Source organism: Edaphosphingomonas fennica, assembly GCF_003034225.1.
Taxonomy (GTDB): Bacteria; Pseudomonadota; Alphaproteobacteria; order Sphingomonadales; family Sphingomonadaceae; genus Sphingomonas_E; species Sphingomonas_E fennica.
Map to the genome: position 1 here is coordinate 88,123 of NZ_PHHF01000071.1, position 8,393 is coordinate 96,515.

8 protein-coding genes are annotated in these 8,393 nt (G+C 68.9%); 4 read left to right on the plus strand and 4 right to left on the minus strand.

The genetic code is table 11. The features are described from left to right. Positions 1–7 precede the first annotated feature (7 nt). The 4 genes from fliI to CV103_RS17065 all read left to right on the plus strand — a co-directional run bounded on the left by fliI (position 8) and on the right by CV103_RS17065 (position 3,887). Positions 8–1,351: a flagellar protein export ATPase FliI gene (gene fliI, locus CV103_RS17050; protein ID WP_107395644.1), complete on the plus strand. Its 1,344-nt coding sequence runs from the start codon at positions 8–10 to the stop codon at positions 1,349–1,351. Next, the gene (locus CV103_RS17055; RefSeq protein WP_015458088.1) at positions 1,335–1,769 is read left to right on the plus strand and encodes a hypothetical protein; all 435 of its coding nucleotides are present in this window, start codon (positions 1,335–1,337) and stop codon (positions 1,767–1,769) included. The genes fliI and CV103_RS17055 overlap by 17 nt, the downstream gene beginning before the upstream one ends. Continuing rightward, entirely contained in the window at positions 1,766–2,788 is a 1,023-nt protein-coding gene (locus CV103_RS17060; protein ID WP_107395637.1) for a peptidoglycan-binding protein, read from the plus strand. Before CV103_RS17055 ends, CV103_RS17060 begins: the two co-directional genes overlap by 4 nt. 163 nt (positions 2,789–2,951) lie before the next feature. After that, on the plus strand, positions 2,952–3,887 hold the full coding sequence (locus CV103_RS17065) for a sigma-70 family RNA polymerase sigma factor (protein WP_107395638.1): 936 nt from the start codon (positions 2,952–2,954) through the stop codon (positions 3,885–3,887). A gap of 102 nt (positions 3,888–3,989) precedes the next feature. On the opposite strand, the gene CV103_RS17070 is transcribed toward CV103_RS17065, so the two are convergent. The 4 genes from CV103_RS17070 to CV103_RS17085 form a co-directional block, all read right to left on the minus strand. Beyond that, positions 3,990–4,742, minus strand: a complete 753-nt coding sequence (locus CV103_RS17070) for an SDR family NAD(P)-dependent oxidoreductase (RefSeq protein WP_015458085.1) — start codon at positions 4,740–4,742, stop codon at positions 3,990–3,992. Between the two features lie 90 nt (positions 4,743–4,832). Beyond that, positions 4,833–6,110, minus strand: coding sequence for an MgtC/SapB family protein (locus tag CV103_RS17075; RefSeq protein WP_107395639.1), 1,278 nt, complete (start codon positions 6,108–6,110; stop codon positions 4,833–4,835). Positions 6,111–6,206: 96 nt separating this feature from the next. Beyond that, positions 6,207–7,772: a S10 family peptidase gene (locus tag CV103_RS17080; RefSeq protein ID WP_015458083.1), complete on the minus strand. Its 1,566-nt coding sequence runs from the start codon at positions 7,770–7,772 to the stop codon at positions 6,207–6,209. Between the two features lie 114 nt (positions 7,773–7,886). Then, positions 7,887–8,252, minus strand: coding sequence for a hypothetical protein (locus tag CV103_RS17085; protein WP_015458082.1), 366 nt, complete (start codon positions 8,250–8,252; stop codon positions 7,887–7,889). Positions 8,253–8,393: the final 141 nt, after the last annotated feature.

Consider the following 8,393-nt stretch of genomic DNA (forward strand, 5'->3'; position numbering starts at 1 on the left):
CCAGCCCGTGCTGACACTCGCGTCCGCCGAGGCGGGGCTGCGCGCGCTTTCGCCCGATCGCCGCTACGGCCGGGTGGTGGCGGTGCGCGGCGCGCTGATCGAGGTGGAGGGGCTGGCCGGCGCCGCCCAGATCGGATCGCGCATCCGCGTCGCTTCCCCCGGTGGCACCGTGGAGGCCGAAGTCACCGGCCTCGATCGCGGCATCGCCCACTGCCTGCCGTTCAGCGATCCGCAGGGCATCGCATCGGGCGCGCGGGCGGATATCGCCGCCGGCCAGTTCGCGCTGCGCCCTTCCACCGCCTGGCTCGGCCGGATGATCGACGGCCTCGGCCGCCCGGTCGACGGCAAGGGCGTGCTGCTGGCGGGCGCCGTGCCGCGCCCGATCAAGGCGATGCCGCCGCTCGCTTCCGCCCGCGCCCGCGTGGGCGCCAAGATCGAGACCGGCGTGCGCGCGCTCGATATCTTCGCGCCGCTGTGCCTCGGCCAGCGGCTGGGCCTGTTCGCGGGTTCGGGCGTCGGCAAGTCGACCCTGCTGTCGATGCTGGCGCGCTGGACGGAATGCGACGTCGCCGTGATCGGCCTGATCGGCGAGCGCGGCCGCGAGGTGCAGGAATTCGTGGAGGACGATCTCGGCCCCGATGGCCTTGCCCGCAGCGTGGTGGTGGTCGCGACCTCCGACGAACCGGCGCTGATGCGGCGGCAGGCGGCCTGGACCACGCTGGCGGTGGCGGAATATTTCCGCGACCAGGGCCTGAACGTGCTGTGCCTGATGGATTCGGTCACGCGCTTCGCCATGGCCCAGCGCGAGATCGGCCTGGCCAGCGGCGAGCCGCCGGCCACCAAGGGCTATACCCCCACCGTGTTCGCGGAGCTGCCGCGCCTGCTGGAACGCGCCGGGCCGGGGCTGGCCGGGCAGGGATCGATCACCGGCCTGTTCACCGTGCTGGTGGACGGCGACGATCATAACGAGCCGGTGGCGGACGCCGTGCGCGGCATCCTGGACGGCCACGTCGTCATCACCCGCCGGATCGCCGAACGCGGCCGTTATCCGGCGATCGACGTGCTGAAATCGGTGTCGCGGACCTTGCCCCACGCGCACAGCGAGGAAGAAAATCTGGTGCGTCTCGCCGCGCGCCGCACGCTTTCCACCTATGGAGACATGGAGGAGATGGTGCGGCTGGGCGCCTATCGCACCGGCGCCAGCGCCGAGGTGGATCAGGCGGTGCTGCTGGCGCCGAGGATCGAGGCGCTGCTGAACCAGTCGAAGAACGAACGCGGCTATGCGGGCGAGGCCTTCGCCGCATTGGCCGCCATCATGGAGGGACCGGAGCCCGATGAAGACGCCCTATGACGGCGCGATGCGCGTGCAGCAGCGCGAGATCGACGACGTGCGCGTCGCGATCAGCGTGCAGGTGAGCCAGCTCGTCCAGATCGAGAACAACCGCGCCGAGGTGGAGGCGGCGATGGAGCGCGAGGCGCGGATCGCGGCCGGCGACATCCTGTTTTCCTCCCACGCTTATGTCGAACGCATGTGCGCGCAGCGGGCGCGCCTGCGCGAGGACCAGGCCGTGGTGGATGCCCAGCTCGGCCGGCTGCGCAACAAGGCGATGGCGGCCTACAGCTCGTTCAAGGCGATCGAATCCGCGGCCGACAGCTTCCGCACCGAGGCCGAGCGGGCCAGGGAGAATGCGGAGCAGGCCCAGCTCGACGATCGATCCGCCACCGCCTTCGCGCTCGGCCGCGGGCCCGTGCGGCGGCGCTCGCCATGATCGGGCGGCTGGACGGCCCGCACGGCGACATCCAGCAGGTGGATGCCCGTCAGCGGGCCGATCTGATCCTGGCCGAGGCGCGGGCGCAGCTTTCCAGCCGCCTGTGGCAGGCGGCGCTGGGTACCGGGGACGACGGCGCGGCCGTGGCTGGCACTGGCGGCGCGGGCAGCGAGTTCAGCCTGGATTCGCTGATCGCGATGTTCAGTGGCGGGCTGGACGCGCGGGGCGCCGCGCCGGCAATGGCGTCGCCGCAACCCTCCCAGCCCCCGATCGCTTATGGCGATGGCGGGCGCGACATGGCGTCCGCGCGGCGCCGTGATGGCGATGGCCGTCGGGACGACGGCGACGCTGGCGGGGTGGGCGGCCTCGGCCCCAATGCGCGCTATCGTGCCACGCTGCAGTCGGCGGCCGCGCGCACCGGCATTCCCGCTGCCGCGCTGGCGGCGATCGTCAATGCCGAATCCGCGCGGGACAATGACGGGCGCTGGCTGGAATATTCGCGCAACCCGCGATCCAGCGCCGCCGGCCTCGGCCAGTTCCTCGCCGGCACCTGGCAGGGGGAGACCGAACGGCCCGGCACCTGGCTCAACACGGTGGCGCGCGCCAATGGCTGGCTGGACGCCGCTGGCAAGGTGCGCGACGATGCGCGCTCCGCCTTGCTGGCGCTGCGTTACGATGGCGACGCCTCGATCAACGCGATCGCCGATTATGCCCGGTCCAACATCGACCAGCTCGAAAAACGCGGGCTGCGCGTGGGCGAGGGGGCGGAGGCGATCGCGGAGATCGCCTATCTCGGCCATCATCTCGGGCTGGGCGACGCCGCGCGATTCCTCAGGAATGGCGGCCTTGATCCCGATCGCGCCCGCCTGCTGCTGAATGCCCAGGTCGGCACTGCCCGCGCGAGCGAACGAATCGCCGCCGCCGGCGATGCCAGCAGCGCGCACCGCGCCTGGCTGCTCGACTATGTCGGCCGCAATCTGCGCCCGGATCGCTTCCAGGTCCTTGAATCCAAAAGCTGAAATCCCGCGATCGCCGGATTTGTCTCTCCTGCAAAAAATATGGGAGAAATGGCCGCAATCCATATGGGATAAGAACCTTTGTTAACCTTTGTCGGCGACATAGGCCCCCGGTGAGGGACAGCATGCGGATGCGCAGGCGGCCCCTTGAACAGGGAGGCACAACATGTCGAAGACCACTGTCGCGCTGGAGGCCGCCGTCGCGGTCGTCATCGCGAACACCCCGGAAGGCGATGCGCGGCCCACCGCCCGCCAGCGCGCCGAGGTGGACAAGGCGTTTGCCCGCATTCTCAAGCTGATCGCGCCGCGCATCCGCCACTTCATCCGCCAATATGGCCTGGGCGGCCATTGGGATGATGCCGAGCAGGTCTGCGCCATCGCGGTGCACCGCGCCATCCAGGCCTATGAGCCAGAGAAGGCCCAGTTCACGACCTTCGTGAACTGGCAGATCCGGGGGGAACTGCAGAGCCTTCGCTTCCGTCTGATGACCGATCAGCGCCCGTCGGCGAAGAAGGTCGATGCGACCACCATCTCGCTCAACGCCATGATCCAGGGCAATGACGGCGAGGAAGCCTCGCTGGAAGCGGTGATCGAGGACGAGGACGCCCTCGCCCACACCGAAGCCGGCGCTTCCGACTATCTCGCCCGCCGCGCCACGGAATCGCTGGTCGACAGCTATGTCGAGCATCTCCGCACCACCGCGATCAACCAGCTCCGCCGCCGTCCGCGCCCCAAGAAGCGCGCGCCCCAGCCGCAGCCGTCCGATATCGCCGCGCACCTGCCGGTCCGCTTCCGTTCCAAGGTCCACGGCATCGAGCCGGAGGAACTGGAGAAGCTGGAGCAGCGGCTCGTCCGCAACCGCGAGATCGTCGAGGCGCGCCTGTTCGACATCGCGACGCCCAGCTTCGTCGAGGAGGAGGCCGGTGTCACCAAGGAGCGCGTTCGCCAGATCACCAAGCGCGCCGCCAAGACCATTGCGGAGCTGGCCGGCAGCGAGCCCAAATTCGCGATGATGGCCGAATATCGCCGGCCCGGCGTGCTCCGCGCGAAGCCGCGCAAGGCGTCTGTCGAGGCATCGGTCGAAGCTTCGCCGAACGCCTGATATATTACAGGATATTTATGGGATGATCGGCGGCTGCCCCGCCATCCTTCCATAAGAAAAGCCCCGCCGGTGCCCATCGGCGGGGCTTTCCCGTTTGGCGGATCAGGCGTCGCGGGCGACCTGGAAGCCGGCGAAGGACTGGGTGACGGGCATCAGTTCGATGCTGTTGAAGTTGAGATGCTTCGGCTGGGTCGCGACCCAGAACAGGGTTTCGGCGATATCCTCGCCGGTCATCGGATGCGCGCCCTTGTAGAAGGCGTCCGAGGCCGCCTGATTGCCGCCGGTGCGCACGGTGGTGAATTCGGTTTCCACCATGCCCGGCTCGATCGAGGTGACGCGCACGCCGGTGCCGTGCAGGTCCGAACGCAGGCCCAGCGAGAATTGCCGAACGAAGGCCTTGGTGCCGCCATAGACGTTGCCGCCGCCATAGGGATAGGTCGCGGCGACCGAGCTCAGGTTCAGGATCGCGCCCCTGCGTTCGATCAGCAGCGGCAGCAGCCGGTGGGTGATGGTGACGAGGCCGGTGACGTTGGTGTCGATCATCTGCCGCCACTGGCCGAGGTCGGAAACCTGCGCCGGGGCGGTGCCGAGCGCGAGGCCGGCATTGTTGATGAGCACGTCCACGTCGCGGAAGCCGGCGGGGAGGGCGGCGATGGCCCGGTCGATCGCGGCTTCGTCGCGCATGTCGAAGAGGGCGGGGTGGACCTTGTCGGCGCCCAGCTCGGCCACCAGCGCCTCCAGCCGGTCGGCGCGGCGGCCGGTGGCGATCACCTTCCAGCCCGCGCCCGCGAAGCGCCGCGCGGCCGCCGCGCCGATGCCCGCCGTAGCGCCTGTGATGAACACCGTTCCCGTCATGTCCCGTCCTTCCTTAGCCGGGCCGCCGCACCGGGGGCGGCCGTTCCGAGGCCCCTCTACGCCTTCCGGCGGGGAGGACGGAAGGGGCGTTCAGCCGGTGGTGAGGGAAAGCACCGCGCCCGTCGCGGCGGCCGCCATCAGCGAGGCCAGCGCCATGTGGAGGCGAAAGGGGGCCGATCCCAGCACCGCCGCATAGACCGCCTTCGCCGCGACGTTGGAAAAGAGCGCGACCGCGATCGCCTGGGCGGCGACCTGGGGGGCCAGCCGGTCCATCATGCCCGTTACCGTCACCGTCGCGGCATCGACGTCCGCCAGGCCCGAAAGCGCGGATATGGCGAGCAGGCCGGCATCGCCGAAGAACTGGCTGGCCGCCTGGGCGAGGAAGGCGACGCCCACCAGCAGCAGCGCCATGCGGACCACGGAATCGAGCTCGAACGGATTCTTGTGCCGCTGCTCGGGGTGGCTGGCGGCGCCGCGCCGCGCGAGGAAGGCCGCATAGCCGATCATCACGGCGGCGCCCGCCAGTAGCGGCGCCACCAGCAGCGGCACCAGCGAGGATGCCAGCGTGCCGACGAGGAGCGCGGTGCGGAGGAAGGATATCGCGCCCGCGCTGACGGCGCCCGCCGCCAATGCCTCGCCGCTGGCCTTGTCCGGCGCTTCGGTCGCCGATCGGCGGGCGTTGGTGATGGTGACGGCGGTGGAGGAGACGATGCCGCCGACCGCGCCGGCGACAAGCTCGCCCCGCGCCGATCCCAGCAGCCGGACGGCGATGTAGCCGCCATAGGATATGCTGGCGAGGACGATCACCAGGGTCAGCGTCCGCGCCGGCGATATGCCGCCGAACGGGCCGATCGGATCGGCCGGCACCACCGGCAGGACGATGAAGGTGAGGGCGAGCAGGATCACCGCCGACCGCAGCTCCGCCCAGCGCAGCCGCCGCATCGCGCGGTGGAGGAATTCGCGGCTGGACAGGATCGTCAGCAGCGCGACGCCCCCGGCCGAGGCCACCGCCATGCTGCCCAGCATGGCGAGCGCGCCCAGCGCGAAGGTGAGCATCGCCGCCACGACCGTGGTGACGCTGTGCGACTGTTCGTCCTGCGTTTCGCGATATTGATAGAGGGTGACGGCGCCGGCCAGCACCAGGAAGAAGGTGGCGAGCACCAGGCCGGTGGGCGCCGCCTGCCCGGTAAGGTCGCGCTCGATCAGGCCGGCGGCGCCGCCCAGCATGCCGATGAGGGTGAAGGTGCGCAGCCCCGCCGTGCGCTGGCCGCGCGCCTCGTCACGCTCGCGCCAATGCCGTTCGATGCCGATCGCGGCGCCGATCGCAATCGCCAGCGCCATCCGCCGGAACAGCTCGATATCGTCCATCGGCCGATATCGTCACGGCCCCGTGCCGAGGTCAATCCTCGGAAAGAAGGGGGGCGGCGCCGGGGCCTCGATCGGAAGCCCGGCGCCGCCGACCGATCAGCGCGCGCCTTCGGCGTAGAAGCGCTCGAGATCCACGCGCATCGTGTGCAGCGCATCCGGATTCAGATAGACCATGTGGCCCGCCGGATAATAACGGAACTGCAGGTTCTGGCGCAGGTTGGGCGCGAGCATCATGTGCTTCAGGTCGCGCTCGGTGGAGAAGAAGGGCGTCGCCATGTCGTAATAGCCGTTCAGCGACAGCACGCGCAGATGCGGGTTGATCCGCATCGCCGCCGAAAGATCGGCCGTCACGTCCGCGACATTCTGGGTGCGGCCGTCGGGCGCGCGGTGCGACCAGTCCCACTTGAAGTCGCCGCCGTCGCGGGCGCTGCCGCGATAGGTCAGCTCCGTCTCATAGCCCAGCTCGCGGGTCAGATAATCCTGGAAGCTGCTGACATAGAGGCCGGTGATGCCGGTGCTCGACGCATCATATTCCGGCTCCTCGCCGGCGGCGTCGTCATCGATGCCCATGTAGCGGGAATCGAAGCGGCCGACGGTGGCGCGCTGGTCGCGCAGCAATTCCTTGCGGAAGCGGCCGAGATCGACGCGCAGGTTGGCGCGCTTCAGATAATCGACCGACAGGCCGGTGAAGCGGCTGAGCTGCCGGGCGATCGAATCCTCTTCCTCGGGCGTGATGTCCTGCCCCTTGAGGAGGGCGGCCGCATAGGGGCCGTTGGCGAAGGCGCGGGCTTCTTCCACGAAGCTGGCGAGATCGGCGGGCTTGTCGGCCACGCGGTTATGATACCAGGCGGTCGCCGCATAGCTCGGCAAGTAGCCGATGTGGATGGTATCGAAGCCGGACTGGCGGATGCCGTAGTTCATGATCGAGGACAGCAGGATCACGCCGTTGAGGGCGACGCCCTCATCCTCCAGCTTGTAGGCGAGCGCGCCCGAGCGGGTGGTGCCGTAGCTTTCGCCGAAGATATATTTCGGATCGCCCCAGCGCTTGTTCTTGGCGATGTAGCGGGTGATCGCCTTGGCGAAGGCGTCCACATCCTGATCGACGCCGTAGAAGGTCGAAGGCTTGGTATCGCCCAGCGGGCGCGAATAGCCGGCGCCCGGCGCGTCGATGAACACCATGTCGGTGCTGCCGATCAGCGTATCGGCATTGGGGCCGACATCGAAGGGCGCGGGCGCCACCGAGGTGGGATCGGTGGTGCGGACGTGGATCGGCGCGAAGGAGCCCATGCGCAGCCACAGGCTCGCCGAGCCGGGGCCGCCATTGTAGAGGAAGGTCACCGGGCGCCGCTTCCCGTTCGACGACGGTGCCGTGTAGGCGGTGTAGAAGATGCTGGCGGTGGGCTTGCCGTTCGCGTCACGGATGGTGAGCGTGCCGGCGGTGGCGGTGTAGCCGATGCTCCGCCCACCGACCGAAACCTTCATGTTCTTGGACTTGGCGACTTCCTCGACAGGCGCGGTCGCCCAGTTGGCGGCGATTTCGGTCGCGACCTTCTTCTCGATGCTGTCGGGCGCGTTCTTGGCGGGCTCTTCGGGTTTCTGGGCGGCGGCGGGGAGGGCCGCCAGCAGGCAGGCGGCAAGGGTAACGGTGGTGGAAAGGCGCATGGATCGACCCGATTATGGTGTGGGGAGCCGCACCATGGAGGCCGATCGCCATCCGGCAAGCGCCTTTCGACAAACGGCATTCATCGAAAAGCCATGCCTTTCCAGCGTCGTGCTTCAACCCACCGTGCGCCAGACGCCCTTGGCGTCCTGCTGATACTGGAAAATGATGCTGTCTGTCGTCTGATCCGCGCGGATCAGCGTGATCCGCACGGTGCCCCGGTTCGATCCCGCCTTTGCGCCGCCATCCAGCAGGCGGACATAGCCTTCCTTGCCGCTGGTGGATTTCCACGGCCGGGTGGCGCCGATCGCGTCTTCGGACAGGCTATCGCGGATCACCGGCTGGAGCGCGGCGATGTCGCTCTTCTCCAGCCCGCGGAACATGAAGCGGTTGAGGAGCTGGGCGTCCGCCGGCGCGACGATGGCGACGGGCGCCGCGACGGCGGCGAGAAGGAGGAGGAAGCTCGACGCATTTTTCCGCATGGTGATGATCCTATCCTGCAGGTCCCGGAACTTGGACCGATCGGCCGGCCTGAAATCCTTGAGCTAGGGTCGGGACCCATAAACAGGATTCCCTTGGCGTCGGGAATGTGATTCATATGTGGACGCCCCCTTGGCAAGGGC